This is a genomic window from Streptomyces sp. NPDC054932 (assembly GCF_053610205.1).
The window spans coordinates 1-23,541 of sequence record NZ_JBSGXU010000125.1; the positions used below are offsets into that span (position 1 = coordinate 1).

26 protein-coding genes and 2 pseudogenes are annotated in these 23,541 nt (G+C 73.5%); 10 read left to right on the top strand and 18 right to left on the bottom strand.

Features of this window, described 5'->3' with window-relative positions; translation table 11 throughout:
• Positions 1–87: 87 nt before the first annotated feature.
• Entirely contained in the window at positions 88–1,251 is a 1,164-nt protein-coding gene (locus ACWGE1_RS27745) for an ABC transporter substrate-binding protein (RefSeq protein ID WP_453423198.1), read from the bottom strand.
• A gap of 203 nt (positions 1,252–1,454) precedes the next feature.
• Here ACWGE1_RS27745 and ACWGE1_RS27750 point away from each other — a divergent pair, with 203 nt between their 5' ends.
• Positions 1,455–2,213, top strand: coding sequence for a GntR family transcriptional regulator (locus tag ACWGE1_RS27750; RefSeq protein ID WP_453423199.1), 759 nt, complete (start codon positions 1,455–1,457; stop codon positions 2,211–2,213).
• Between the two features lie 4 nt (positions 2,214–2,217).
• On the opposite strand, the gene ACWGE1_RS27755 is transcribed toward ACWGE1_RS27750, so the two are convergent.
• Positions 2,218–3,135: an NAD-dependent epimerase/dehydratase family protein gene (locus ACWGE1_RS27755; RefSeq protein WP_453423200.1), complete on the bottom strand. Its 918-nt coding sequence runs from the start codon at positions 3,133–3,135 to the stop codon at positions 2,218–2,220.
• 71 nt (positions 3,136–3,206) lie between these two features.
• Here ACWGE1_RS27755 and ACWGE1_RS27760 point away from each other — a divergent pair, with 71 nt between their 5' ends.
• The 3 genes from ACWGE1_RS27760 to ACWGE1_RS27770 all read left to right on the top strand — a co-directional run bounded on the left by ACWGE1_RS27760 (position 3,207) and on the right by ACWGE1_RS27770 (position 7,193).
• Entirely contained in the window at positions 3,207–4,124 is a 918-nt protein-coding gene (locus ACWGE1_RS27760; RefSeq protein ID WP_453423201.1) for a LysR family transcriptional regulator, read from the top strand.
• A complete protein-coding gene (locus ACWGE1_RS27765; protein ID WP_453423202.1) occupies positions 4,121–5,458 on the top strand; it encodes a hypothetical protein in 1,338 nt (445 codons plus the stop codon). The genes ACWGE1_RS27760 and ACWGE1_RS27765 overlap by 4 nt, the downstream gene beginning before the upstream one ends.
• Before the next feature lie 190 nt (positions 5,459–5,648).
• Positions 5,649–7,193, top strand: coding sequence for a condensation domain-containing protein (locus ACWGE1_RS27770; RefSeq protein ID WP_453423203.1), 1,545 nt, complete (start codon positions 5,649–5,651; stop codon positions 7,191–7,193).
• A 15-nt stretch (positions 7,194–7,208) separates the two neighbouring features.
• On the opposite strand, the gene ACWGE1_RS27775 is transcribed toward ACWGE1_RS27770, so the two are convergent.
• From ACWGE1_RS27775 to ACWGE1_RS27790, 4 genes are all read right to left on the bottom strand, one after another.
• The gene (locus ACWGE1_RS27775; protein WP_453423204.1) at positions 7,209–7,883 is read right to left on the bottom strand and encodes a hypothetical protein; all 675 of its coding nucleotides are present in this window, start codon (positions 7,881–7,883) and stop codon (positions 7,209–7,211) included.
• The gene (locus ACWGE1_RS27780; protein WP_453423205.1) at positions 7,880–8,632 is read right to left on the bottom strand and encodes a TetR/AcrR family transcriptional regulator; all 753 of its coding nucleotides are present in this window, start codon (positions 8,630–8,632) and stop codon (positions 7,880–7,882) included. The genes ACWGE1_RS27775 and ACWGE1_RS27780 overlap by 4 nt, the downstream gene beginning before the upstream one ends.
• A gap of 106 nt (positions 8,633–8,738) precedes the next feature.
• Positions 8,739–9,959 (bottom strand): RNA polymerase sigma factor, encoded by a 1,221-nt coding sequence (locus ACWGE1_RS27785; protein ID WP_453423222.1) that lies wholly within the window; start codon positions 9,957–9,959, stop codon positions 8,739–8,741.
• Between the two features lie 68 nt (positions 9,960–10,027).
• Positions 10,028–10,387, bottom strand: coding sequence for a YciI family protein (locus ACWGE1_RS27790; RefSeq protein WP_453423206.1), 360 nt, complete (start codon positions 10,385–10,387; stop codon positions 10,028–10,030).
• 269 nt (positions 10,388–10,656) lie between these two features.
• Between ACWGE1_RS27790 and ACWGE1_RS27795 the strand changes: the two genes are divergently transcribed.
• Positions 10,657–11,031 (top strand): DoxX family protein, encoded by a 375-nt coding sequence (locus tag ACWGE1_RS27795; RefSeq protein ID WP_453423207.1) that lies wholly within the window; start codon positions 10,657–10,659, stop codon positions 11,029–11,031.
• Between the two features lie 42 nt (positions 11,032–11,073).
• Here ACWGE1_RS27795 and ACWGE1_RS27800 read toward each other — a convergent pair whose 3' ends face one another.
• Positions 11,074–11,343, bottom strand: coding sequence for a hypothetical protein (locus ACWGE1_RS27800; RefSeq protein WP_453423223.1), 270 nt, complete (start codon positions 11,341–11,343; stop codon positions 11,074–11,076).
• Between the two features lie 117 nt (positions 11,344–11,460).
• On the opposite strand from ACWGE1_RS27800, the gene ACWGE1_RS27805 reads away from it, so the two are divergent.
• A complete protein-coding gene (locus ACWGE1_RS27805; RefSeq protein ID WP_453423208.1) occupies positions 11,461–11,799 on the top strand; it encodes a thioredoxin family protein in 339 nt (112 codons plus the stop codon).
• A gap of 627 nt (positions 11,800–12,426) precedes the next feature.
• Here the strand turns inward: ACWGE1_RS27805 and ACWGE1_RS27810 are convergent.
• Positions 12,427–12,822 (bottom strand): annotated as a pseudogene (locus ACWGE1_RS27810) (BtrH N-terminal domain-containing protein); the annotation flags it as partial.
• Between the two features lie 94 nt (positions 12,823–12,916).
• On the opposite strand from ACWGE1_RS27810, the gene ACWGE1_RS27815 reads away from it, so the two are divergent.
• Together ACWGE1_RS27815 and ACWGE1_RS27820 are read left to right on the top strand one after the other, a co-directional pair.
• Positions 12,917–13,270, top strand: coding sequence for a DUF1304 domain-containing protein (locus tag ACWGE1_RS27815; protein ID WP_453423209.1), 354 nt, complete (start codon positions 12,917–12,919; stop codon positions 13,268–13,270).
• Positions 13,267–13,884, top strand: coding sequence for a TetR/AcrR family transcriptional regulator (locus ACWGE1_RS27820; protein ID WP_453423210.1), 618 nt, complete (start codon positions 13,267–13,269; stop codon positions 13,882–13,884). Before ACWGE1_RS27815 ends, ACWGE1_RS27820 begins: the two co-directional genes overlap by 4 nt.
• A 143-nt stretch (positions 13,885–14,027) precedes the next feature.
• Here the strand turns inward: ACWGE1_RS27820 and ACWGE1_RS27825 are convergent, their stop codons facing one another.
• On the bottom strand, positions 14,028–14,234 hold the full coding sequence (locus tag ACWGE1_RS27825) for a cold-shock protein (protein WP_453423211.1): 207 nt from the start codon (positions 14,232–14,234) through the stop codon (positions 14,028–14,030).
• A gap of 170 nt (positions 14,235–14,404) precedes the next feature.
• On the bottom strand, positions 14,405–14,773 hold the full coding sequence (locus ACWGE1_RS27830) for an HGxxPAAW family protein (RefSeq protein ID WP_453423212.1): 369 nt from the start codon (positions 14,771–14,773) through the stop codon (positions 14,405–14,407).
• A gap of 91 nt (positions 14,774–14,864) precedes the next feature.
• Here ACWGE1_RS27830 and ACWGE1_RS27835 point away from each other — a divergent pair, with 91 nt between their 5' ends.
• Both ACWGE1_RS27835 and ACWGE1_RS27840 read left to right on the top strand, forming a co-directional pair.
• Positions 14,865–15,359: a MarR family transcriptional regulator gene (locus ACWGE1_RS27835; protein ID WP_453423213.1), complete on the top strand. Its 495-nt coding sequence runs from the start codon at positions 14,865–14,867 to the stop codon at positions 15,357–15,359.
• Between the two features lie 72 nt (positions 15,360–15,431).
• The gene (locus ACWGE1_RS27840) at positions 15,432–16,910 is read left to right on the top strand and encodes a DEAD/DEAH box helicase (protein ID WP_453423214.1); all 1,479 of its coding nucleotides are present in this window, start codon (positions 15,432–15,434) and stop codon (positions 16,908–16,910) included.
• 67 nt (positions 16,911–16,977) lie between these two features.
• Here the strand turns inward: ACWGE1_RS27840 and ACWGE1_RS27845 are convergent, their stop codons facing one another.
• The 8 genes and pseudogenes from ACWGE1_RS27845 to ACWGE1_RS27880 form a co-directional block, all read right to left on the bottom strand.
• Positions 16,978–17,832 carry an N-acetyltransferase family protein gene (locus ACWGE1_RS27845; protein WP_453423215.1) on the bottom strand — a complete coding sequence of 285 codons (855 nt, stop codon included), beginning with the start codon at positions 17,830–17,832 and terminating at the stop codon, positions 16,978–16,980.
• A gap of 429 nt (positions 17,833–18,261) precedes the next feature.
• Entirely contained in the window at positions 18,262–19,206 is a 945-nt protein-coding gene (locus ACWGE1_RS27850; protein ID WP_453423216.1) for a hypothetical protein, read from the bottom strand.
• Between the two features lie 74 nt (positions 19,207–19,280).
• Positions 19,281–19,889 (bottom strand): hypothetical protein, encoded by a 609-nt coding sequence (locus ACWGE1_RS27855; RefSeq protein WP_453423217.1) that lies wholly within the window; start codon positions 19,887–19,889, stop codon positions 19,281–19,283.
• A 124-nt stretch (positions 19,890–20,013) separates the two neighbouring features.
• A complete protein-coding gene (locus tag ACWGE1_RS27860; protein WP_453423218.1) occupies positions 20,014–20,484 on the bottom strand; it encodes a hypothetical protein in 471 nt (156 codons plus the stop codon).
• Positions 20,485–20,645: 161 nt separating this feature from the next.
• Positions 20,646–21,293: a GNAT family N-acetyltransferase gene (locus ACWGE1_RS27865; protein ID WP_453423219.1), complete on the bottom strand. Its 648-nt coding sequence runs from the start codon at positions 21,291–21,293 to the stop codon at positions 20,646–20,648.
• 5 nt (positions 21,294–21,298) lie between these two features.
• Positions 21,299–22,033 (bottom strand): SDR family oxidoreductase, encoded by a 735-nt coding sequence (locus ACWGE1_RS27870; RefSeq protein ID WP_453423220.1) that lies wholly within the window; start codon positions 22,031–22,033, stop codon positions 21,299–21,301.
• A gap of 140 nt (positions 22,034–22,173) precedes the next feature.
• Entirely contained in the window at positions 22,174–22,713 is a 540-nt protein-coding gene (locus tag ACWGE1_RS27875) for an SRPBCC family protein (protein ID WP_453423221.1), read from the bottom strand.
• A gap of 121 nt (positions 22,714–22,834) precedes the next feature.
• Positions 22,835–23,541 (bottom strand): annotated as a pseudogene (locus ACWGE1_RS27880) (NUDIX hydrolase); the annotation flags it as partial.

The following is a 23,541-nucleotide window of genomic DNA, read 5'->3' on the forward strand; positions in this document are numbered from 1 at the left end:
GGTGCGGGAGGGTCGCGCGCCAGGTGCGCGGGCCGCGCCGCCGGCGGCGGATGCCGCCGGCGGCGCGGGAGTCGGTGGTGGAGGACATCAGGAGAGGGCCTTGTCCCACTTCTCGGCGAGGGTGGCCTTGGCCTTGTCGAGCTCCTCGGAGGCGGGGAAGGCCGGGGTGCCCTGGACCTGCGGGAGCTTGGCGACGGCGGCCTTGTCGGCGGTGCCGTCCTGGGTCATGCCGGGGAGCAGGACCGGGCGGGCGTATCCCTTCAGCCAGAGGTTCTGGCCCTCGGCGCTGTAGAGGAACTCCATCCACAGGCGGGCGGCCGCCGGGTTGGGGGCGTCCTTGTTGATGGCCTGCGAGTAGTACTGGGCATAGACGCCGTCGGTGGGGACGGCGACCTTCCAGTCGACTCCCTTGCCCTTGAACTGGTCGGCGTAGCCGGCGTTCAGGTAGTCCCAGTCGATGGAGATGGGCGTCTCGCCCTTCTCCACGGTGGCCGGGGTGGACTCGACCGGGATGAAGTTCCCGCTCTTCTTCAGCTGTCCGAAGAAGTCGATGCCGGGCTGGATGTCCGCGAAGGAGCCCTTGTTGGCGAGGGCGGCCGCGTAGACGCCGCCGAAGGCCGAGCCGGACTTGGTGGGGTTGCCGTTGAGGGCGACCTTGCCCTTGTACTCGGGCTTGAGGAGATCGGCGAAGGTCTGCGGGCAGGCGGGGATGCGGGCGGCGTCGCAGCCGATGGAGACGTAGCCGCCGTAGTCGTTGGTCCAGCGGCCGTCGGCGTCCTTCTGGGTGGCGGGGATCTTGTCCCAGGCGGTGACCTTGTACGGGGCGAAGAGGTTCTCGGCCGCGCCGCTGCGGGCGAAGGCGATGCCGAGGTCCAGGACGTCGGGGGCGCGCTTCTGGCCCTTGCGGGACTTGACGGCGGCGATCTCGTCGGCGCTGGAGGCGTCCGGGTTCTCGCTGTTCACCTTGATCTTGTACTTGGCCTCGAAGGCCTTGATGATCTCGCCGTAGTTCGCCCAGTCCGGCGGCAGCGCGATCACATTGAGCTCGCCCTCCTTCTGCGCGGCGGCGGCGAGGGCCTCCAAGGAGCCGAAGTCGGCGACCGAGGTCGCGGCGCCCGGCTGCACGCCGTTCTTGGCGCCGTCGGCGCCGCCGGACTTCTGGTCGGGTGCGGCACCGCACGCGCTGAGGGTGGTGAGTACGGCGGCGCTGAGCAGAACGGCCGCACCGCGACGGGCGGAGGAACTGAGCACGGTCTCTCCCGGAGACGAAGGTGGGTTCACTTGTCTGAACAAGTTGGCTCCAGTTCGCCCGGGCCCGCTGTACGGACGGTGAACGGCGCCTGTCCCCGGGAGCACCACTCGAAGAAGAGAGAAGAATGACCGGAAGAAGCCGTGACAGAACCTGTTGGAATGATCATGGGAGACCGGTGCACGGCGAGCAGGGGGCGAAGGGCATGAGTACGAACGCGGGCACGGCCAGGTACCTGGAGATCGCCGAGGCGCTACGGCGGGCGATCCTCTCGGGCGAGCTCCCGGTGGGGGCGCACCTGCCGTCGGAGAGCGATCTGGCGGCGCGCTGGTCCGCGTCGCGCGGGACGGTCCGTCAGGCGGTCGCCACCCTCGCCGCGGAGGGGCTGATCGGCTCCCGGCAGGGCGCGCGGCGCATCGTCCTGCGCCGGGAGCGGCGCCACAGCTTCGGTGAGCTGAACAGCTTCGCCCAGTGGGCCGAGGGGCTCGGGCACCGGGCCGCGAGCCGCTTCCTGTCCCGCACCCGCAGGCCCGCGACCGCGGAGGAGGCGGACCGGCTCACGCTGGCCCCGGGCACGGAGATCCTGGCCGTACTGCGGCTGCGGCTGCTCGACGGGGAGCCCACCATGGTGGAGCGGACCGCCTACGCGGACTGGGTCGCGGCGGCCGTCGAGGCGCTGCCGGCAGACTGCCGCTCCGTCATGGACAGCCTGGCCGAGGGTTCCGGGGTGGTCGCCCACTACGGCGAGCACCTCATCGACGCCCTTCCGGCCGGCAGCGAGGACGCCCGGCTGCTGGAGATCCGGCGGGGCAGCCCGCTGCTGCGCCAGCGGCACGTCTCCGCGACGGCCACCGGCCGCCCGATCGAGTGGTCCGACGACCGCTACCGGGCCGGAAGCGTGACATTCAGTGTGAGCAACTCTTCGGTAGCAACTCCCTTGGAACGGCGCGTCGCAGACCAGTGACCCGTCAGGCTGCGGCGCGCACCGTCTCGGCGATCGCCCCCGGCAGCCAGTCGGCGACCCGGCCGAAGCGGAACCCCAGGGCCGAGGCCCGGCCGTTGTCCATGGCGTAGGCGCGGTCGAAGGAGAAGGGCGAGGCGGCGGCGTCCGCCTCGACCTCCCGGTACCGCGGCCGCCGCCCGACCTGTGCGGCGACCGCCTCGCAGAGCGCGATCACATCGGGCGCGCCGTGCGAGGCCGCGTTGACCGGCCCCGTGAAGCTCTGCTCCGCCGCCCAGTGCAGGAATCCGGCCATCTCGTGGTGATGGATGAACGAGGTGCCGTACGGGGCCCCGTGGACGGCGACCGGGGTCCCGGAACCGATCCGCTCCACGTAGTGGGCCAGCCGCCCGGTGAACTCCGCCGGACCGCCGCCGAGGACGTGCGCCGTGCGCACGCCGACGAAGGGGAAGGGCGGCTCGCGCAGGAAGACGGCCTCGGCCCGCCGCTTCCCCTCGGCGTAGGCGGCATGCTCCGATGCGGGTGCGAGTGCGGGTGCGGGTGGCAGGCGCGCGGGGTCGAGCGATTCCTCGGTGACGGGGACGGGGACGAGCGACGGCCTCGCGGGGAGCGTGGCCGGGTCGTACACCTCCATCGTCGAGGTCATGACGTAGCGCCCCGTCCGCCCGGCGAACGCCCGGCGGGCGACGGCGGCCTGGAGCGGCGTGTAGCAGACCTGGTCCACGACCACGTCGAAACCGCGCCGGCCCAGCGCCGCCCGCAGCCCCTCCTCGTCGTCGCGGTCGGCGACGAGATGACCGACCCCGGCGGGTGGGGCACTGGAGCCCCGGTTGAGGACGGTGACCTCGTCGCCCGCGTCACGCGCCCGGGTGACCAGGGTCCTTCCGAAGTACCGGCTGCCGCCGATCACAAGAATCCGCTTCATGCGTTCGACTCTGCCGCTGTATCGTCCCCAGCGGAACTGATGAGCCGCTGAACACGTCGTAAGGAAAACTGATGATCGATGTGCAGCGGCTGCGCGTCCTGCGGGCGGTGGCCGAGCACGGCAGCTTCAACCGGGCGGCCGGCGCCCTGCTGCTGACCCCGTCGGCCGTCTCCCAGCACATCGCGGCGCTGGAGCGTACGGTCGGCCACCCGGTGGCACTGCGCAGCACGCGCGGGGTCACCCTCACCGAGGCCGGCCGGCTGCTGGTGGAGGCGGCCGAGTCGATATCCGCCGAGCTGGACCAGGTCCGCCACGCGATCGACCGGCTCACGGCGCAGCGGCCGCGCCTCACGGTCGCCACCTTCACCAGCGGGGGCAGGCACCTGCTGCCCGCGGCACTGTCCCGGTTCGTGGACGCGCATCCGGAGGTGGAGCTGACGGTGCTGGAGAGCGAGCCGGAGGACGCGGTGCCGATGGTGCGCGCCGGCGCGGCCGATCTCGCGCTGGCGTACCACTTCGACGGGCCGCCGCCCGTGCGTCCGGGTGAGCGTCCGGGGCTCGACTGGGTGCCGCTGATGGAGGATCCGCTGTGGCTGGTGCTGCCGCGCGGCCACCGCCTCGCGGACCGCACCTCGGTGGACCTGGTCGAACTGGGCGCCGACCGCTGGGTGCTGGGCTGCCTCAAGACGGAGGCTTTCCTGCACCGGTACGCCGAGCTCGCCGGTTTCGACCTCCGGGTGGCGGCCTCCACCACCGACTACTTCTTCGCGCAGACCCTGGTCGCAGCGGGCGTCGGCGTCTCCCTGATCCCGCACGTCTCACTCGCTCCGACCCAGGAGTCGGCCGTGGTCCGCGTCGAACCCCCGCGTCCCGCCCGCCACATCGGACTGGTCCTCCCCCGGCGGCGCCCGCAGCCCCACGCCCAGGCGTTGGCCGCCGCCCTGACCGCTGCCGCCTCGACCCACACCCCGACCGGAGAGCGCCCTTGAACCATCTTCTGTGCGGACTGGCCGCCAATCCGGCGCTGCCGCCCGAGCTCGTCGACCGGCTGCTGGCGCTCGCGCTGCGGGAGGCGAGGGCCGACCCCGAGTCGCAGTTCGCCGATGACCTGCTCCACGACCTCGCCGACCGCGCCGATCTGCGCCACGACCAGATCCTGGAACTCGCCGCGCACTCCGACACGATGGCCCGGTTCCTCGCCTACGGGGGGACGCTCACCGCCGCCGATGTGGATCCCGCTTCCACGCCGAACGCGGCCGTCGCCCTCCTCGACGAGGGCCGCGGGCACCCCGCGTGGCCCCTCCTCCTCGCCGCGCACCCGGACTCCGGGATCCGCTGGAAGCTGGCCTCCTGCCCCGGCCTGCCGCAGGACGTCGTGGACCTGCTCGCCGCCGACCCCGACGAGGAGGTCGTGAGGGAACTGGCGCTCTGGACGGATTCGCCCGTGACCGCCCGCCTGGCACTCCACCCGGATCCCGAGGTCCGCCTCGCGGCGGCGGCCAACCCCGCCACCCCCGTCGAAGCCGTGATCGTCCTGGCCGAGGACCCCGAACCGGCCCTCAACCGGGCGCTCTCCGAGCGCGCCGATCTGCCGCAGACGCTCTACGCCCGGCTCGCCGCCGACCCACATCCCGGGGTCCGTGCCAGCTACGCCCGCAACCCCGGCATCGGCCAGGAGCTGATCCGCCTGCTCGCCGCCGATCCGGAGATCCAGGTACGGCGCGCCCTCGCGGACCATCCGCACGTACCGCTGGACCTGCTGGCCGAGCTGGCCGCCGAACACCGGACCGGGGCGGAGCCGCTGCCGCGGATCGCCGCCGCCACGCCCACCGAGCTCGCGGAGCTGGCGGCGTCCCGGCGGGCGGCCGTACGGATGCTCGTGGCGCGGCGGCGCGATCTGCCGGCGGGGCTGCGCGACGCGCTGGCGGTCGATCCGGATGCGGCCGTGGTCAAAGCCGTCGCCCCCCACCCGGGCCTGTCCGAGGAGCTGCTGCGCGCCATGGTCGCGCGGCACGGCGTACAGGTCCTCGCCCGGGTCGCCGCCAACCCGGACGCGTCCGGGTCCCTGCTGGAGCACCTGACGCAGCACCGGCCGGGCGTGCGCAGGGTGTTCAAGCACGTCGCCGGGCACCCCAACGCGACGGGACCGGCCCTGCTCGCCTGCCTGGCGGACCGGGCGGCCCGGCGTCTGGCCGCCGCCCACCCGGCACTGCCGCCCGCGGTCGTCGCCGGACTGCTCGGCGACGAGGACCACGAGGTGGCGGAGGCCGCAGCGGGCAACCCCTCCCTGCCGCGCACGGTGATGGCGGAGTTGGTGCCCTGACGATCCGTCGGGGCGCGCACGGCACCTGGGCGGAGCGCCGGATCGACTCGGTGGCCGGCGCCATCGGCCTGAACTCCCCGTGAACTCCTTCCGACGCCCCGCCACCGGCCCGGCCGGGGGATTTCGTCACCTCCCCGGGTCGGGGGTCGTTAGGGCCTGGGGGTTGACTCGGGGGCGAAGGGATGACGGTATGCGGCAGTTTCCTCTGGAGATGCACCGGATGGCACCCGGCCGGGTGGTGGAGTGGCGGCTCAGGTCAACGGCGGCGGAGGCCGCCGGTACGGACCTCCCCGGCCGCCCGGGCGACGATCCGGGTGACACCGGCGACCCCGGCGACCTCGGCGACCCCGGAGACCCGGCGAGCCGGAAGGCGTCCTTCAACCAGGACAAGCACTTCACCGTCGCCGAGGAGAGCAGGGCCGCCGACGACCCGGTCGCGTCCTGGGTCGCGGTGACCTTCGAAGTGACGGGCCCGCTCGACGAGCGGGCCCTGGAGCAGTCCCTGCTGTCCTTCGTCCGGCGCCACGAGGTCCTGCGGTGCGCGTTCCGCCGACTGGCCGGTGAGCTGTCCTGCGAGCCGTTCGACCCCGCCGAACTCGCCCTCGATCCCCGGCACGTGGGCACGTTCGAGACCACCGAGCTGCTGCGCGGCTTCCTCGTCGAACGGTTCAAGCGGAGCATCGACACCCTCTCCTGGCCCCTGTTCATCATGGGCGCGGTGCTCCGCGAGGACTCCGCGACCGTCTACCTCGCCTTCGACCACATCGTCTGCGACGGCATGTCGATGCCGATCGTCGTCCAGGACGTACTGACCTCCTACGAGGGCCTGCGCCGCGGCGAGGCCGTCGAACTGCCGCCCGCCCCGAGTTACTTGGACTTCGCGGACGAGCAGCGCCGCCGCTACCTCTCGATCGACGCGGACGACGAGCGCCTCGGCCACTGGAGGTCCTTCATGCGGCGGGGCGGCGAGTTCTTCCCCCGCTTCCCCCTCGACCTCGGCGTCGAGCCGGACCGGATGTACCCGATCGTCAACGAGGCCTCGCCGCTGCTGGACGCCGCCGAGACGGAGGTGTTCGAGAAGACCTGCCTCGCGGTCGACGGCAAGCCGTTCATGGGCGTGCTCGCCGCCGTCGCCGTCTGCCTGCGCGAGGCCGGCGGACCGGGCGTCTACCGCGGCCTCATGCCGGTCAGCGAACGCGGCCGGGGGGCCTGGACCGACTCCGTCGGCTGGTTCGTCAACACCATGCCGATCGAGTTCGACGCCTCGCCCGGCCGGGACTTCGCCCAGGTCATGGCCTCCGTCCGGGCCGGCTTCAGCGAGATGATCGCCCATGTCGACGTACCGTTCGTGCGGGCCTGGGAGCTGCTGGCCCCCGCGGAGTTCGCGGCCCGCTCCTGGCCGTACCCGGTGAACTTCTTCTCGTACATCGACATGCGCAGGTGTCAGGGCGCCGAGCGGCACGACGAGTGGCGGCCCGCCACCCACGTGTGGTCGGCGCGCGCCAACGGGGCCTGTTCGTGGTTCCAGCGGGACGTCGAGGGGATGCACATGAACTCCCTCTACGTGGACACTCCGGCGGCCCGCCGGACCATGGGCGACTTCCAGGAGGCACTGCGGCTGACCGTCCAGGAGATCGCCCGCTCCGGCGGCTTCCGCCGGCCCATCGGGCTGACCGCGCCGCGGCGGAGCGTGCGAACCCCGCTGGACGTGGCCGCCTTCGCCCGCCGCGGCTGAGCCACCGCCCCGGGATCAGGCCGCCCGGCCCGCCGCCCGGGGAACCGCGCGCGGGGTGCGGCGCAGCAGGGCGATCCCGACGGCGAAGGCCCAGTAGACGAGCAGGGCGGCCGTCAGTGCCGTGTTGCCCCAGCCCACCGCGCTGTAGAAGCGGGCGGCGTCCGTCCCGAAGAACAGCGACGGGACGAAGGCGAGGTTGACGGCCGCGATGGTGTGGGCCGTGTACCCGGTCCAGCGCGGCAGGACCCCGGCGCGCAGGATCGCGTACCCGGCGGCGGTGAGGAGGACCGCCGTCAGCAGGCGGGCGGCCGAGCCGTGCAGCAGCATGTTGGCGTGGGCGAGCGGGCCGTCCACGGTCGGGTCGAGGGTCCCGCCGGGGTTCTCCAGGACGATGCCCGCCTCGACGGACGCGGCGACCAGGGTGACGGTGACGTAGGCCAGTCCTGCGCCGAAGACCACGGTGGCGGGCCAGTCGAAGGCGGGGCCGGCGCCGCGGATGACGTGGCGCAGGCCCGCGAGGAAGGCGAGCAGGGCCGCGCAGGTGAGGAGGTTGAGGAGGATCCGGGCCAGGACGTTGCCGGCGGGCGGCGGTCCGGAGTGGACGAAGTACAGCGGGACGGCGACGGCGGCGAGGGCTCCCGCCGCTATGCCGCAGATGCCCATGAGTCGTAAGACGTGGTTCTCGTTCATCGGTTTCCTTCCTTTGCGGGTGACGCGTTCTCGATGCCGTCGAGCAGCCGCGCGATGCCGCAGGCGACGATCGGGGCGACGGCGCCGTCCTCCTCCTCGGCCAGGCCCGGCTCGCCCGCGAGCGCGCAGAGCGTGGGGAAGTTCCCCGGGTCGAGGCGCTCGGCGAGGATCCGTCCGTACGAGGCGGCGCCGGCCGGGTCCAGTTCGGTGGCGACGCGGGCCAGGTCGCGTACGGCGCCGGAGATGAAGGTGGCGAGCGCGATGAGCTCGCCGCGGTCGGCGCCCGAGCGCGCAAGGGGGTTCAGCAGGGCCTCGAACCAGGCGAGTTCGTTCGGGCCGACGGGGGCGCTGACGGTCGGGACCCGCACCATCCACGGATGGCGGACGTACGTCGACCAGAGCGCGTCGACCCATGCCTCGACCTCGGCGCGCCACCCCGCCCCGGTCGCCGCGGGCGGGCGGCCGCAGGCGGTGTCGACCATCGCCGCGAGCAGGTGCTCGCGGCCGGGCACGTGCCGGTACAGGGCCATCGCCGTACAGCCCAGTTCGGTGGCCACGCGCTGCATGGACAGCGCGTCCAGCCCGTAGGCGTCGACGACGGCGACGGCCGCACCGACGATCCGGCGCGGGGTGAGGCGCGGGCGGCCCTCGGCCGTGCGCTCGGCATCCACCCGCCACAGCAGGTCGGCGACGGTGGCGAGATCGGGCGGGGCGGCGGATCCGCCCGGCCCCCGGGGCTCACGGGGCATCGGGGCCCTTCCTCTCCGGCACGGAGCATGCTTGTTTATGACCTACGCAAAGTATATGACGTAAACATCCAGGGCAAGAGGATGCCGCGACGGTCTCCGCCCGGCTTCAGAGGCGGGCCGCGCGTCCCAGCAGCAGGGTCCGTTCCTGCGCATTGCGCGTGAGTGCGGCCGCCCGCTCGAACTCCGCGCGGGCCTCTCCGGTCCGGCCCAGCCGCTCCAGCAGGTCTCCCCGTACGCTCGGCAGCAAGTGGTAGGTGCGCAGGGCCGGTTCCTCCGCCAGGGCGTCGACGAGCGGCAGGGCGGCCTCCGGCCCCTCGGCCATCGAGACGGCCACCGCCCGGTTGAGCTCGACGACCGGGGACGGGATCAGCCGGACGAGCCGCCCGTAGAGCGCGGCGATCCTCGGCCAGTCCGTGTCCTCGTAGCGGACCGCTGCCGCATGGCAGCCGGCGATCGCGGCCTGGACGGAGTACGGGCCGTTCCCGGCGTGGCCCAGCGCCCGCGCGCCGCGGTGGATGAGCATGCGGTTCCACCTGGCCCGGTTCTGGTCGGCGAGCAGGACCGGTTCACCGTGGGGGCCGGTGCGCGTGGCGATCCGGGAGGCCTGGAACTCCAGCAGCGCGGCCAGGCCGTGCACCTCGGGCTCCTTGGGCATCAGGGCGGCCAGTACGCGGGCCAGGCGCAGGGCGTCCTCGCACAGGGCGGGGCGGACGAGGTCGTCCCCGGCCGTGGCCGAGTACCCCTCGTTGAAGACGAGGTAGATGACCTCCAGGACGGAGGAGAGCCGCGCGTCGCGGTCGGCGCCGTACGGGACCTCGAACGGCACCCCGGCCTTCGCCAGGGCCCGCTTCGCCCGGACGATGCGCTGGGCGACGGTGGCCTCGGAGGTGAGGAAGGCGCGGGCGATCTCCTGGGTGGTCAGCCCTCCCATCAGGCGCAGGGTGAGCGCGATCCGGGCCTCGGTGGCGAGGACGGGGTGGCAGGAGGTGAAGATCAGGCGCAGCAGGTCGTCGTCGATGTCCTCGGGGTCGGCCGGTTCCGGGGGCGCCGGCACGTCCTCCAGACTCCGGCCGACCTCCGCGAGCTTGCGGGCGTACGTCTCCTTGCGGCGGACGAGATCGATCGCGCGGTGTTTGGCCGTGGTCATGAGCCAGGCGCCGGGCCGGTCCGGGATGCCCGCCTGCGGCCACTGCTCCAGCGCCGCGACGAGGGCGTCCTGGGCGATCTCCTCGGCGATGCCCACGTCGCGCACGATCCGGGCGACCCCCGCGATGATCCGCGCGGACTCGATCCTGAACACCGCTTCGACCGCCTGGGCCGCACTCACTGCCGTCACGGCCACCCATCAGAGCAGCCGTGACGGGGCAGGGCAAACGCGGCGCGGGCGCGCGGGGATCACATCTCCTGGATCTCCCGGACCTCGGCGCTGATCTTCCATTCCACCGGGTGGATCTCGAGGAAGCGCCGGGTCCACTCGATGGCCTCGGCCTTGTCCTTGCACTGGCTGAGGGAGTAGCCGCCGACGACCTCCTTGGTCTCGGTGAAGGGACCGTCGGTGTAGCTGACCTTCCCGCCGGACCAGCTGAGGCGGGTGCCTTCGGAGGTGGGGAGCAGCCCCGCGGTGTCGAGCATGACCCCGGCCTTGGTGATCTCCTCCAGGAGGGCGCCCATGCGCTGCTCGAACTCGGGCGGGAAGGCGGTGTCGGCGGGCAGGTCCTGCTCGTTGATGCGGATCATCGTCAGGAAGCGCGGCATGGTGACTCCTCGGTCTCGGGGGCGGGGGCCTTCCCCGCCTCTCACCCCTGCGTCGAACGCGAGACGCCCGGATCGACAGCCTCCGGGAAATTCTTCGAAGAATTTCCGACGACAGGCCCCGGGCCCCCCATCCGGCCGAGCCCGGGCGGCCGAAGCGGAATCCCGCGGCCGGACCGGGATTCCGCTGCCGGACGTTTCGCAGGACTCGACCGCGATCGGCTACTCGTGAGTAGGATCGCGGGCCCAGGCACCTTCGAGAGGACCCCCCGATGCCTCGTGTCTCCTCCCCCCTCCTGCTGGCCGGTCTCCTGGCCGGAGCGGCGCTCGCCCACGCGGTCGCCCCCAGGCAGTTCGACGCGACCGTGCCGCGTTCACTGCCGGGCAGCCCTCGGCAGTGGACGTACGCCAGCGGGGTGGCCGAGCTCGCCCTCGCCGCCGGTGTCGCCCATCCGCGCACCCGCCGGGTGGCCGCCCTGGCCACTGCGGCGTTCTTCGTAGGGGTGTTTCCGGCGAACGTGAAGATGGCCGCCGACGCACGCCACCGCTCCCCCGCCGTGCGGGCCGTTGCACTCGGCCGGCTGCCGCTCCAGATACCGCTCGTGCTCTGGGCCCGCAAGGTGGGCCGGGACGCCGGCGGCCGCTGAGCCGGCCTCCGGGGCCTGCCCCCGCCTCGCCCCCCCGGCCCGTCATCGGCTGTCGCCCGTCCAGTCCCAGTGGCCGGGGTCGCCCGCGCGACGGCGGTAGTGGGCGCGGCCTCCCGCTCCGTAGCGCCCTATCTCCGTGGGGAGCCTGGCCTCCTCGGCGAGCTGGGGCGCGCTCCAGCCGGTGATGTCCAGGAGGAGCCCGTCGAGCGGCCCGCCGACCAGCTCGCCGTAGGTGCGGCCGGGTCGCGGTCCGGGATCGGGGTCCTCGTGGTCGGCGCCGTAGACCCGGCGCCGGAGCATCCTGTCGTCCATACCGCTCAGCTTCACAGCCGCCACTGACAACGGGCGCGGCGGCCGCCGGTCCGTATGGCGGCGATGATGGGGGCCGCCCTCCCGACCGGGGAGGCGCACGAGCGAGGAGCGACACGCATGGCACGTCGGGTGCACCAGCCACTGGAGGACCGGGAGTTCGACTTCATCCTCTCGATGACGACCGGGCCCGTGCTCGCGTACTTCTGCGGCAGCTGGCCCAAGGCTCTCGACGCGTGCCGCGCGATGGACGCCGTCGTCGGCGAACTGACCGAGGAGTACGGGACGCGACTCACCGCCGTCCGCACCGACATGACCCGCTGCCCCGGGCCGACCAGGCGTTTCGGGGTGACGGCCGCGCCGACCGCCGTGCTCATCAAGGACGGCGAGGCGGTCGCGAGCCAGGCGGGACCGTTGACGCCGCAGGAGTTCCGGGCGTTCCTGGACGCCCACCTCTGAGGGTTCAGAGCAGGGCGACGGCGCGGCGTTCCAGGGCGAGGCAGTCGTCCACCAGCCCGGCGAACCCGTCGAAGAGGGCGCGCCGGCCCGGAGCGTCCGTGTCCGGGGCGGCTCCGCGCGCCAGTGCTGGGCAACAGGTTCGACGTCAACTTCGGCTTCTCCGGGATGGAGAAGCTCGCCTCCCAGCTGCGCGACGGCCGCGGCAGGACCGGCTGGGAGCGCCGCTTCGGGACCCCGGAGGCATTCCTCGCCGGGACCCGGCGGCTGTACGCGTGCCTGGAGCAGGAGTGGACCGCCCCCGGCGCCACCCGCCCGCTCTACGCGGACTTCCTCGACCTCGCGGGGCGGCCGGAGGCGGCCGCGCTGTTCCGCGACTCGGCCGGCGGCTGGTCCCGGCTCGCGGACCGGTCCGGTGAGCCGGGCGGCGGTGGCGGCCACGGCCCCCTCGATGTCGGGGGCGCCGACGGCGGGGCCGGTGGGCACGAGCATCCGGTGGCGGCCCTTGCGGTGCCCGGACCAGGCCGCGCCGAACTCCTGCGCGGCGATCCGGTACGGGGCGGGGGCGCCGTCCTCGACGTACAGGGTGTCCCCCTCGTACCCGGCGATGACCACGGTGTACGGATCGGCCGCGGCCATCTCGTCCGGGGTGCCGCCGTGCCAGGGGAGCCGGGACCTGTCGACGGCGCAGAACACCGGCCGTCCCGCGTCGAGGGCGGCGTGCACCCGGTCCCAGCGGGGCCGGGAGCTGTGGGTGACCTCGTAGGGGACGTGGAGCCGGTCGAGGGCCGATTCCACCCAGGGGTCGGGGTGGGCCTGCGCGACGATCGTCAGCAGGGGCGGGTGCCCGGCGTACTCGAAGACGAAGTACATGAAGCCGATACCGCCCGCGAGACCCGCGACGAGTTCCTCCTCGTGCACGCTGCCGAGCGCGTGCCGGACGAGGGAGCTCTCACGGTGGCGCCCGGTGCCGAAGTCCTCGTAGAGGAGGCCGCCGGGGCCCGGCCGGGGTGACTGCTCGGTCATCGGGCCAGCCTAGCCGCGGGGTCCGACAGCGGACTTCCTGTACAGTTGTCCAGGAAGTATCCCCGCACGACGACCCAGAGAAGTGGAGGCGGCCATGCACGCGGTCGCATCGATCCTGATCGGCCTCGTGGCCGCACTGCACCTGTACTTCATGGCCCTGGAGATGTTCCTCTGGCAGCGGCCCCCGGGCCGCGCGCTGTCCGGCTTCGACGCGGAGACCGCCCGCCTCACCGCGCCGCTCGCCGCCAACCAGGGCCTCTACAACGGCTTCCTCGCCGCCGGCCTGGTCTGGGCGCTCGTCATCGACTCGCTCGCCACGCAGATCTTCTTCCTCGTCTGCGTGGTCGTCGCCGGGGTGTACGGGGCCGCGACCGCCAACCGCCGGATCCTCGTCGCCCAGGCCCTGCCCGGCGCCCTCGCGCTCGGCGCGGCGCTGCTGGCCGCGTGAGCCCGCAGGACCCGCGCGCGGAGGACCCCCGTACGGCCCGCACGAAGGGGCGGCTGCGCGCGAGCCTGCTGGCCGAGTGCGCCGACCGGTCGCTCGCCGAGGTCAGCGTGTCGGCGGTGGTCCGCCGGGCGGGCGTCGGCCGCGCCACCTTCTACCTGCACTACGAGGACCTCACCTCGCTCGCCGTGGACGCGTGCGCGGACGTGGTGCACGCGGCGGTCGACGCCCTGCACGCCTGGCAGACCGGCCCGTCGCCGCTCCCGCCCGCCCGGCCCCCCGCCGCGCTGGCCGGGTTCCTGACGGAGGCGGCCGACCGGGCGCCGCTGTACCGGACCCTGCTGCTCCCGGGCGGCGGCGGCCCGCTCGGCGACCGCCTCCACCGCGAGCTGCGCGCCAGGGCCCGTGCGGAACGGGCGGCGGTGGGCGCGCCGCAGCCGGAGCTCGTCGCATCGGCGGTGGCGGCCGCCTTCACCGGCGTCCTCGCGGACTGGCTGCACGAGGACATCCCGGCGGGCCCGGACGCACTGGCGGACCACCTGTGGGCGCTGCTCCGGGCCCTCCACCGCGCCATCGGGCCCGTCGGGGGACCGGGAGCGGCGGCTCGGACCCCGTAGCGGGCCCAGGAAGGCAGGCCGCCCGGGACGACCGCACCACCGCGGCCCCGGCGGTGGCCGCCCCGCACCACCCCCACGACGCACGAAGCCCCGCCGGGCGGACCGGCGGGGCTTCGCGTCACGGGCGCAGCTCGTGAAGTGGACTAGCCGAGGGGAATCACCCGCTCAGCCTGCGGTCCCTTGGGGCCTTGGGAGACGGAGTACTCGACGCGCGCGTTCTCCTCCAGCGACTTGAAGCCGGGGGCGTCGATCGCGGAGAAGTGCACGAACACGTCGGGGCCGCCGTCGTCCTGCTGGATGAAGCCGAACCCCTTCTCCGAGTTGAACCACTTCACAATGCCTGTTGCCATCTGGCTGATCCTTCACAACGTTCCACTGCGGGCCGCACACGCGGCCGTCTCGATCCTGCCCAACGGTCCCGCGGAGCACACGCTGGACGCGGCCAACCGGGGCGCGGCACCTATTCGAACTTCCGGCCGACTTGTCCGCGAAAAGAGGGAGCACCCCCATCCGGAGACGTTCACGCGCCGCTGTCCGCAGCGGGCAACGACGCGGCGGACCGGGGCCGGGGAGCCGCCGCGAGGGCACGCCTCGGTCCGCCGACGCGGCAGCCGAGGCAGTCCGCGTGCCCCGCGTGGGCCGCGGTGTCCCGGGTGCGCCAGTCCCAGTCGGCCTCCGGCCGGGGTCCGCTCGGCTTGCCCCATCCGGCGAGGTGCAGCAGCCAGGTGACGATCCCGGCCGCGGCGACGACGCCGAGGCCGATCCAGATCCCGGGGGTCCAGGCCGCGCACACAGCGACGCCCGCTCCGGTGAAGCCCAGCAGGGCCAGGGTGGTTCCGGTCCAGCCGGCCACCGTGTGGCCGAGGTCGACGTGGCCGTGCGCGCTCATGATTCTCCCTGGTCGGACGGTCGGCAGTAGGCTCGGAGAAGAATTCATTTATCTCACGAGCTAAGTAACTTAGATGCTAAGGAGAATGTGCGTGGAGGGCAAGCCCCGCCCCGCGGCCACGGCCGCGGAGGCGATGTCGCGCATGGACCAGTACGTCGCCCTGGGCATCGTCGGCCAGCAGGAGGTGGCGCAGCGGCTCGGGCTCAACGTCACCGACCTGACCTGCCTGGGCCACATCCTGGGAGCCGGGGAGACCCCGCTGGCAGCCGGTGACCTCGCCGAGCTGGTGGACCTCACCACCGGCGCCGTCACGGGGGTCCTCAACCGCCTCGAACGCGCCGGGTACGCACGGCGGCAACCGGACCCCGCCGACCGGCGCCGGGTACGGGTGGTGGCGGAGCCGGCCGCGGCCGCCCGGGTCTTCGCCGTCTACCAGCCGTTCTACGACCGGCTCGGCGCCCTGTTCGCCGACTACACCCCCGACGAGGTCGCGGTGATCGCCGACTGGTTCGAGCGCGCCGCGGTCGAGGTCCGTGCCCACTGCGCGCAGGTCCGGTCGGGGGAACTGGGCGCCGGGGAGGTTTAGCCCCCGCTGGTACCATGGGCGGTTGACCATCTTCTTTACGTTCTGTTCTTTACCTGCTTCGAAAGGTCCTGCATGAGGAACCCGTCAGCTCACGGACGCTTCGGTGTGAAGGGCGGTGCCAGGGCCGGGGCCAAGTCCGGCGGCAAGGCCCCCCGGAGCATCGGGCCGCAGGGCGAGTTCACGATGCACCAGCCGAAGGAGCCGGCGCTGCCGCCGGTGGCATCGTTCTCCGAGCTCGACCTGCCCCTCGAGCTGGTGACGGCCATGGCCGCGCAGGAGGTCAAGGAGCCGTTCCCGATCCAGGCGGCGACGCTCCCGAACGCGCTGGCGGGCCGGGACGTCCTCGGCCGCGGGCGGACGGGCTCCGGCAAGACCCTCGCCTTCGGTCTGGCCCTGCTGGCCCGTACCGCGGGACAGCAGGCGGACCCGAAGCGCCCGCTGGCGCTGGTCCTCGTACCGACCCGCGAACTGGCCCAGCAGGTGACCGAGGCGCTGGAGCCGTACGCCGCGGCGCTGAAGCTGCGGATGGCCACCGTGGTGGGCGGGCTGTCGATCGGCCGCCAAGTGAGCTCGCTGCGCACCGGCGCCGAGGTCGTGGTGGCCACCCCCGGGCGGCTCAGCGACCTGGTGGGGCGGCGGGACGTGCACCTGGAGCGCGTGAAGATCACCGTGCTCGACGAGGCCGACCAGATGTGCGACATGGGCTTCATGCCGCAGGTCACCGAGATCCTGGACCAGGTGCACCACGCGGGACAGCGGATGCTGTTCTCGGCGACCCTGGACCGCAATGTCGACCAGCTCGTCCGCACGTACCTCAAGGACCCGGTCTCGCACTCCGTCGACCCGCAGGCGGGCGCGGTGTCCACGATGGACCACCACGTGCTGCACATCCATGCGGCCGACAAGGTCTCGGCGGCAACCGAGATCGCGGCCCGGGACAACCGGGTGCTGATGTTCCTCGACACCAAGCACGGCGTCGACCAGTTCGTGAAGCACCTGCGGGCCATGGGCGTACGGGCGGAGGGCCTGCACAGCGGGAAGTCGCAGCCGCAGCGCACCCGGACCCTGGCGCAGTTCAAGAGCGGGGCGGTCACCGTCCTGGTCGCGACGAACGTCGCGGCGCGCGGCATCCACATCGACGACCTCGACCTCGTCGTCAACGTCGACCCGCCCGCCGACCACAAGGACTACCTGCACCGGGGCGGCCGCACCGCCCGGGCCGGCGAGTCCGGCCGGGTCGTCACCCTCGTCACCCCGAACCAGCGCCGGGACATGGTCCGCCTGCTCTCCGACGCCCGGATCCGCCCCACGATCACGCAGGTGCGGTCCGGCGAGGCGGCGCTGACCCGCATCACCGGCGCGAAGGCCCCCTCCGGGGTCCCGCTGGCGGGCTCCGCGCCGACCGACGCCAAGGGCAAGCCCTCGGGATCGGACCTCGCGTTCCGCGGCATGGGCACCCGCCCGGGCCGGGGCAAGGAGTCCCGCAAGACGATCGAGGCCCGCCAGCAGGCCGAGGCCCGCCGCGCGGCCCGGGTGCGCCGGGGCGTCTGAGGGTTCCCTGCCGATCGGGCCGGGCTCGCGATGCCCGCGATGTCCGGCCCGATCGACAGGACACTCCCTAGAGACCGAGCGAGCGGTACTCGTCCAGTACGGCGAAGCCGGTGCTGTCGTACAGGCTCATCGCGACCTCGTTGCCGCCCATGACGTTGAACATCATCACCTCGTCGCCGCCCTGCCGGGTGGCCCACTCGCCGACCGTCATCGCGGCCCGGCCGTACCCCTTGCCGCGGTGATCCTCGTACACCTCCAGCGAGAAGCCGAAGGTCACGCCCGGCAGGAAGCCGTGGTTCACCCAGCCGGTGCCGACCGCCCCGCCGTCGGCCTCCATCACGTAGAAGGCGTGACCCGGGGTCACATATCCCTGCGGGAGGTAACGGGCGAAGTCCTGGTCGGACTTCATCCTGGCCTGCTCCGGGGTGAGGGTTCCGGACCGGACGATGTCCGCGATGTACGCCGCCTCCTCGGCGGCGTACCAGGCCGGGTACTCCTCCTCGGTGAGCCGGCGGACCGTCAGGCCCGGTGGCAGTTGAGGCCGTTCCGCCGTGGCGCGCATCCGGATCTGCCCCCGTACCGCATAGTCGGCGAACGCCCCGGCGCCGCCGCCGGAGAGCCGGACTTCCACCCGCTCCGCCCCGTGCTCGGCGCACCACCGCTCGGCCCACGCGCGCCCCTGCGGCACCGTCATGTCATGGATCCGGCCCACGGCCGCGCCGTTGTCCTCCGTCACCCCGACCGCGATCCACCCGGTGCCGTCCGTGGCGACCGTCCAACCCTCGACGCCCTCCTCCGCCCGCTCCAGCAGAGCGCGGGCCAGCGGCTCCGAGCACCCCGCAGCCCGGTACCCGGCCAGCACCCGCTCCTCGAACCCGCTCCGCCATTCGCCCTGGTCGGCCACGATCTGTATCCCGTTCATCGGCCCACCCTAGGCATGGGCACCGCCTGCTCGGCCAGCCGATTTGGCCCCCCTGAAGGTTCAAGTCCTGCGTCGGGGTGGGGCGTCGTGCACGCGTGGCGCTTGCCGAGCCGTCCGGGAACGTGTCGACCAAGGCATCACCAGGCCCCGGAACAGGGCCCAGGGAACGAACACCGTGCTCGTGAGCCCCAGCAGCCCGAGGCGGGCGCAGGTCCGGCCCGTTGCCGAGGACCGGGCGAGCCCTGTCGCGGCCGGCCATCGTGGTGGTCTAGTGCTGTGGCCGGAAAGGTTTGCCGGGTCGCGGCGTCCGGTGCGGTGCATCGCAAGGCGGAGGGCCGCGGCTCGTACTGGACGTACCAGCAAGGTCCGACAACGCGGCGAGGTGCCGTGCCGGGGGCCGTGACGCGGTGAACCTTTCCGGCCACAGCACTAGGGGGCGGGTGCGGTGCCGCCGGGCCGGTCCTCCTCCTCGTGGTCGTGGTCGTGGTCGGAGGCCCGGTAGTGGTAGGCGTCCGACCACCAGTCGTGCAACCAGTCCTCGTCCGCCCAGTCGTCGTCCTCGTCGTCCTCGTCGTCCTCTTCCTCCTCCTCGATCCGGTCGATGCCGCGCCACGTGCCGTGGTCGCCCGTGCTCGTGAGGACGTGGAGCCGCTGCTCCTCGTCCAGTGCCGTGAGGGCCGGATGCGGCTGCGCGCGGGCCCGGTCCCCCAGCGGGTCCTCGCACGCCGTGCGGGCGCGGACCGCCTGATCGGCCCGGTCGGCGAACCAGAGCGCCGCCAGGCCCGCGGCGGCCACCGCGGCGGCGGCCCATGCCCGGACGCCGTGCGGGCGCACCATCACCAGCAGCAGCGCCGCCACGATCCAGAAGCCCACCACCAGGACGACCCCCACACAGGAGCAGCAGGCCGACAGCATCGGCCCCTCGCCGTCCCTCGTCCGCGGAATCCTCGGGATCTCGGGCAGCAGGGTGTCCTGCTCGTACCGGTGGGCCATGCGCCGCGTCTGGTACTCCGCGTCGCTCCGGTCGATCCAGCCGATCGACACCGGCTCCGGATCGTGCCGGCGTACGGCCTCCAACAGGGCCGCGGGCAGCGGCCGGACAGGGGTCCGGGCGGGGTCGCGGCCCGCTTCGGTCAGATACGCCGCGCCTTCCTCGTCGATGTCGAGGTACCCGCCCAGCAGCAGCTCGGCGGCCGCGGCATCGGTCGCCTCCGACCTCAACGCGGCCGCGTGGTACGGCTCGATGTCCAGGGCGGCGACCTGCTCGAGGACGGCGCGCCGCTTGCGGGCCCGGTGCCACCACCGGAGGCCGATGATCCCGTACACGGCGACGGCCACGAAGGACACGTATACGGCTAGGACGAGTTGGAGCACGCCCCGAGGCTACGTCCGTCGGCGGCGGCGCCGACATGGATTTTCCCGCGGCACCGGCCCTGCACGGCGCACCGCTACTCGGCGCCCGCCCTGGAGCGCCAGACGGCGTGCTCCAGCCCGCTCCGCTCGTGCCCGAGCAGTTCGGCGGCCTCCTCGTAGGCGGCTCGCAGCCGCTCGTAGCGCAGGTCCGTGAGGCCGGCGTCCACGGCGAACCCGCGCAGGTGCACGTCCACCGCGACCTGCGACCGGCCGACCAGGTTGCCGAGGTAGTCGACGCTCTTCGGCCCCACGCCCCTGACCGCGCGCAGGGCCGCGCGGCTGGTCCCCTCGTCGAGCCAGGCGCGGAGGTCCTCCCGTGTGTCGATCCCGTGCGCGGCGAGCAGGTCGGCGATGGCGTGGGCCTTCGCGACCTTGCCGGGGCTGTGGAAGTTCATGGCGACGGCAAGGTCCTCGGTGGCGAGCCGTGCCCGGAAGCCGCGGACCGTCGCGGCGTCGGGCCACTGCTCCTGCAGCCGGAGCAGGCGCGGCCGCAGGGTCGACCCGTACCGGGTGCGTGCCTGGAAGCTCGCGTCACAGATGACGGCGCCCATGTGGATCCAGCCGCCGGCCGCGGGAAAGGGGCCGTCACCGAGGACGCCCCGGACGTGGTCGGCGAGCTGCCGGGCAGGGCTGAGGGGAGGCATGGGCCCACGATGCCATGCGGATCCGGCCGTCCGGACGCAAAGCCCGCAACCCATCGGGCCGCACCACAACCACCCGTCCGTCCCATGGCACATGGCATGGGGATCGGATGCCGGTGTGTCCGGCTCAGACCCCGGTACGGCGGCGCAGACGCTCGGCGGCCGCGTTGCGGACGCGGCGCGTGCGGGCGTCGGTGGCGAGCAGTTCCAGGGCTTCGTACGAAGTCAGCAACCGGGCCGCGGTGCGCTGGCACCAGTCGGAGGCGGCGGTGAGCTCCTCGGCGGACCAGGGCTCGCCGCGGGTGACGGCCTTCAGCAGGTTCCACTCGCGCAGCCGGCGCTCGGGAAAGGCGCGTCCGGAGAGCGCCTCGGCCATGTCCCGGGCCCAGTCCGGGAACTCCTCGTCGGCGAGCAGTTGCACGGCCCGCCGGTCGAGGTGGGTGACGACCGCGCTCTCGGCCATCACCCGGTCGGGATCGCGCAGCACGGCGGCCACGACCTCGGCCTCGGCGCCCCGGTGCGGCGCCACGGCCAGGGACTCCAAGTGGCGGGTGTAGCGCCAGTGCTCGGCGGGCGTGTCGTCGTCGGGGCCGTTCATCGGGTCACGCCCTCACGGACGGCGCCCTCGTGGACCACGCCCCGGCGGACCCGCGCCGGTATGCCCGTCGCGGATCGCTGCTGGTTGTTTCCTCTCGCCATGGCACCCATTCCACACGATCTCGATTCGCGGCCGGCGGTCAGGGTGCCGTCAGGGCGTGCTCAGCGGGCCGGAGCCAGCATCAGGGACTCCGCACCGACCGGCCGGTAGCCCGCGGCCTGGAAGGCGCGGATGCTGCGCGCGTTGCCGGTGGCCTGCTGGGACCAGACCGGCTGCCCGTCGGGGACGAGATGGCGGGCGGTGCGCGCCAGTTCCCGGCCGAGCCCGCGGTGCCGGACCCCCTCGTCCACCTCGATCGCCGCCTCCCAGCGGCCCGCGACCCCGCGGCCGAGGACGAGGACTCCCCCGTCCGCCGACCAGACCCGTACGTCGTCGCGGCGGCGCAGGGCCCGCACGACACGGGGGTGGTCGGGGTCGGTTGTCTCCATGAGCTCCAGCGAGGGAGCGCCGGGAAGCGGGCCGGCGACGGTGAGCAGGTCGATCGTGTCGGTGCCGCGTCCCGTGCGGTCGAGCAGCGCGGCCAGGAAGCGGGGGTTCATGGTGGCGGCGAGCGCGTCGCAGTCGAGGGCGGCGAGGGTGGCGTGCACCCATTCCGGGTCCTCGTCGGTGAACACCACGGAGTGCGCGGTGAAGGCGATGACACCCGCGTCCCGCCGGTGTTCCTGCGGGACCACGGTGGTGCCGCCGTCGGGCGGTGGGAACCGCCCCGCGGCCGCGTCGTCGAGGATCTCCGTCAGCGTCCGTCCCACGGCCGTCAGACCTGCTCGAAGTGGAAGGACTTGATGAAGCAGTCGCGGGGCTGGCCGATCGCGAAGAAGATGCAGTCCACGAGCGACTGCGCGGTGAGCGGGTCCTTCGCCGTGCGCGGTGCTCCCTCCCAGGAATCCGACAGCGGGTCGTGGTTGTCGAAGTCCGGCGGGTAGAGGGAGATGACGCGGACGCCCTCGTCGCGCAGCCTGCGGGAGAGGATCTCGGTGACGCCTGCCTGCGCGCTCTTGGCGGCGTAGAAGGCGGCGTGCGCGTCGGACCGGTGGTGGCCGGTCTCTCCGCAGCCGGAGACCATGGTGACGATGTCCGGCTTGGCCGACTCCCGGAGCAGCGGGAGGAATGCCTTGGTGGCGAGGACGGTTCCGGTGGCGCCGGAGGCGAGGGTGTCGCTCACGTCCTCGTCGGAGGCGGACAGCAGGTCGGTGCCGTGCTGGTAGCGGGAGCCGTTGTTGACGAGGACGTCCACGTGGTCGGTGCGGGTGGCGACCGCCGCGGCGAACTCCCGTACGGAGGCGGGGTCGGTGAGGTCACAGGCGTAGGCGTGGACGCGGTCCGCGTCGTGGCCCTGGGCGCGGATCTCCTCGCGGACCCGTTCGGCGGCCTCGAGGGTGCGGGCGGAGAGATGGACCTCGGCGCCGCGGCTCGCGAAGCGGAGGGCCAGGGTACGTCCGAAGTCGCGTCCTGCGGCGGTGATGACGACGCGGTGGTGCTCAAGTGTCATGTCTGCGCTCCTGATTCGTGGTCCATACACATGATCTCAGGTGCGGAGAGCGGCACTCGGAGTGGTGGCGCCCGGGCCGGGGAGGACGGCGGAGAGCCGGGCCGGCATCGCGGCCGCGTACCGGCTCTCCCCGCCACGGGTCAGTACTCGCCCGCCCCGGGTTCCGCCCCGGGTTCCGCCCCGGGTTCCGCCCCGGGTTCCGCCTCGGGCAGCGGAGCCCCGGTCTCCAGCAGGGTCTTGAGGCTCGACGCGAGCATCGGCCAGGCCCGCCCGCACATGCCGATCAGGGTGCCGCCGGGCTCGAAGCCCTCGTGCAGGATCGTCAGTCGCGCGAGGGTGTCCCCGACGGGCTCGATCTCGTACGTCACCCTCGTCCGGCGCTCCTTCGCCAGTTCCGCCCGCAGCTCCTCGCCGATCCCGACCGAGGCCGCCCACTGCGGGGTGAAGGTGTGCCAGGTGTAGGAGAGCAGGCGGTCGGGGACGCAGTCGAGGACCACCTGCTCGGGATCGCTGGTACGGGCCCCTCGCTCGACCCAGTCCATCGGCGAGCCCACCGCCCAGTCGGTCTCGAAGCTCAGGCCCCAGTACCGGCGGGTGAAGGCGGGCTCGGTGAGGGCCTGCCAGACCCGGTCGGGGTCGGCCTGGATGTACAGGGTGTAGGTGATCGCGCTGTCGCTCATGGCCCCATGCTGCGGGACCGCGGACCGCGGACGCCGGATTTCCCGATCATGGCGGCGGCCGCGGGGCGGGGCCGTACGGCCGCCCGCACCACCGGGATGGCGGCCGGCACGCGGGGATGCCTCACCAGGGCACGCCCTCCCCGGGGATTTCCGTGGGCGGGGTGCGCGTGGGAAGGGGCAGGCCGAGACGCGCCCGTGCGGTGTGGACCGCCGCGAGCTCGTCGTCGCCGGCCCGCCCCCAGTCGCTCAGCTCGCGGACCTGTTCCGCGGTGGCCAGCAGGCGGGCGTACTCGGGATCCGCGCCCGGCGGGAGGCCGGTGAGGCGGGCCGCGGCGCGGGCCTGGGCACCCCGCTCGCCGAGCCGGTAGCCGAGCGGGACGGCGTCCTCGGTGGATCCGGCCGTCGGGGGCGGGAGGTGGGCGGCGCCGGTGGCCCGCGAGACCAGGAGCAGGACCCGGCCGTCGGGGGCGAACAGCCAGGCCCTCGGGTCCCGTACGGGAAGCCGCTCCGGGACCGGCCCCGGGTGCCAGGCGTCGTGCTGCGGGATCCGCCGGGTGCGCAGGACGCCCAGCCGGTCGAGGGCGGTCGGCGCGGTGGGGCGGCCGTCCTCCAGCAGGGCGGTGCCGGAGCCGTTGATCCGGGCGCGCAGGGCGGACAGGGCCCGGCGGGCGTCGCCCGGGTCCATCAGGGCGGGCAGATCGGCCGGCTCGGCGAAGTGGATGCCGGTGATCTCCTGGGCCGGGAGGCGGACGGCCGCGATCCGGTCGGGGGCCCAGGTGCCGCCGTCGTAGACGTGCAGGATCTCGCCGGGAAAGCGCATCTCGGGCG